Origin of the sequence: Acinetobacter sp., from assembly GCF_045628685.1 — a bacterium.
Lineage (GTDB): Bacteria > Pseudomonadota > Gammaproteobacteria > Pseudomonadales > Moraxellaceae > Acinetobacter.
Map to the genome: position 1 here is coordinate 1 of NZ_JAZQPV010000084.1, position 2,109 is coordinate 2,109.

Here is a 2,109-nt window from a genome sequence, read left to right on the forward strand (position 1 = left end):
GGTTAATGGCAGTCAACTGGTGATACAGCACCTGATTTAACTGATTAATCACATCACGATTGCCTTTCATTGTAAGTTCTCCATCAACAATTTCTGCCTTAACCATGTGTCAGGCAATCAAAAAATTATTATTTCAATTATCTTAGACAACCATCTTAAACAACTCGGAAAATAATGGCGAGTAATTTATTGAACGGCAAATGAAAATCGGACTCAAAATGACTAAAGGTTAAATGGAAGAATAGATAAGAAAAACCCGCTTAGAGTCATAAGCGGGGGAGGAAGATGATCTTTCGACCATTAAACTTTAATTATTATGGTTATAGTATTTAAGCCGCTATGGATATACGGGCAGCAATTTCTGAAAGTTCTTCGCTAATGATGGCGCGCGCTTCTGGCGCACAGCGGCCACAGCAGGTACCCAAATCAAGTAAGTCGCGGATTTCGCGATAACTTTCAGCGCCATTTGCTACGGCATCTTTAATATCTTGATCGGTAATACCACGGCATAAACAAACGTACATTTTCGACTAGCCACAATAGTGAAATAGGATAAGTAATATTATTGATAATTATTATCGTTTGTCAATGAAATTCATTTGAAATATCATTCTTATTCATTGGGTTTTTGAATAAAAAAATACCACCTGATCGGTGGTATTTTAGACAATTTTTTAACTATTTGATTTTATTTGTTAATAATAACCACGCCATCCATTTCCACTAAAGCATCTTTAGGCAGACTTGCGACGCCTAATGCTGCGCGTGCAGGGTAGGGTTGTGCAAAGTATTCACCCATAATCTGGTTCACCAGCTGGAAATGCGAAAGATCAGTCAGGAAAATGTTCAGTTTAGCGATATCTGCCAAAGAGCCACCGGCTGCTTCACAGACTGCTTTTAAATTATCAAATACGCGACGAATTTGTGCCTCAATACCTTCAACCAATTCCATACTGTAAGGATCTAAGCCAATTTGACCAGAAAGATACAGTGTATTTTCCACTAAAATCGCTTGAGAATATGTACCAATTGCTGCTGGTGCATTTTCCGTATGGATTACTTGGCGGGACATTGATTTCTCCTTATATCATCTTCATACATCATAGCGTATATCAGTCAAAAAAGTTGCATATGATTGAATTAACTTGCTTTAGATGCTTCTGTAATATTAATCGGTTGGGCTAAACGGGTAATGCGCGGAAAACCAAAATGCATGCGTAAATCACGAATGATTTGCGCAATCTGTTTGCGGTTATGCACCACAATATTCACGTAAGTTTTCCCTTCATGGTTATGCACCATTTCGACACCGGTTTTTTCTTTACGGCATTGGTAGATGAGTTCAGAAATTTGTTCATCATTCATGACCATATCAATGCTTAAATAGGCGGTAAAGCTAATATCATCGGCATCTTCAGAGGCCCAGTGCAAAGGCAAAATATTTTCTGGATGCTGGTGTTGTTCATGTAGAAGGTTGTGACAACGGGCGCGATGTACGATTAATCCACGGCGCGATAAGTGTCCCTGAATTGGATCACCGAGAACAGGATTGCAGCAATGTGCATATTTGACATCCACACCTTCAGTGCCTTGAATCAGACGGGTTGAAGATTGAGTCTCTAAACTCTGATCTTGCGCAAACAGGTGATTGGCAACCAGTTGTGGAAGCAGGTCTCCGACAGCGACTTGTTCAAATAACTGCGCTTTAGATTCGATGTGACGCCATTGCAAGATATCAACCCAGTCGGCTTCTGTTAAATCTTTCACTGAGCGATTAAACAGTTTTAGGGCACGATTCAGTGCCTGCTGGCCCACCAATTGCTGCTCTTCAATATCTTGATCACGTAAAATATTCTGTAAGGCACGGCGGGCTTTTTGAGTGTTAATAAAACTGAGCCAGTCTGGATTGGGTGTTGCGAGTACATCGGTAATAATTTCAATCACTTGCCCGCTAATGAGTGGTGTTGAAAGCGGCTTGGTTTCACCATTTACTTTCGCACCTACAGCATGGTTGCCTAAAAATAGACTGGCTGAATAGGCGAAATCGACGGCTGTCGCACCTTGAGGCAGTTCATGCAAATTGCCATGCGGGGTATAAACCCAAATTTT

At 40.6% G+C, this 2,109-nt stretch carries 3 protein-coding genes and 1 pseudogene; all 4 read right to left on the reverse strand.

The annotated features are described in order from the left end of the window. A pseudogene (locus ACKI4H_RS11290) lies at nucleotides 1-70 on the reverse strand (bacterioferritin); the annotation flags it as partial. 259 nt (nucleotides 71-329) lie between these two features. After that, the gene (locus tag ACKI4H_RS11295; protein WP_131268380.1) at nucleotides 330-524 is read right to left on the reverse strand and encodes a bacterioferritin-associated ferredoxin; all 195 of its coding nucleotides are present in this window, start codon (nucleotides 522-524) and stop codon (nucleotides 330-332) included. A gap of 164 nt (nucleotides 525-688) precedes the next feature. Beyond that, nucleotides 689-1,072: a RidA family protein gene (locus ACKI4H_RS11300; protein WP_067726797.1), complete on the reverse strand. Its 384-nt coding sequence runs from the start codon at nucleotides 1,070-1,072 to the stop codon at nucleotides 689-691. A gap of 68 nt (nucleotides 1,073-1,140) precedes the next feature. Continuing rightward, nucleotides 1,141-2,109: TGS domain-containing protein (locus ACKI4H_RS11305; RefSeq protein ID WP_407305765.1), on the reverse strand; the 969-nt coding region annotated here is incomplete at its 5' end.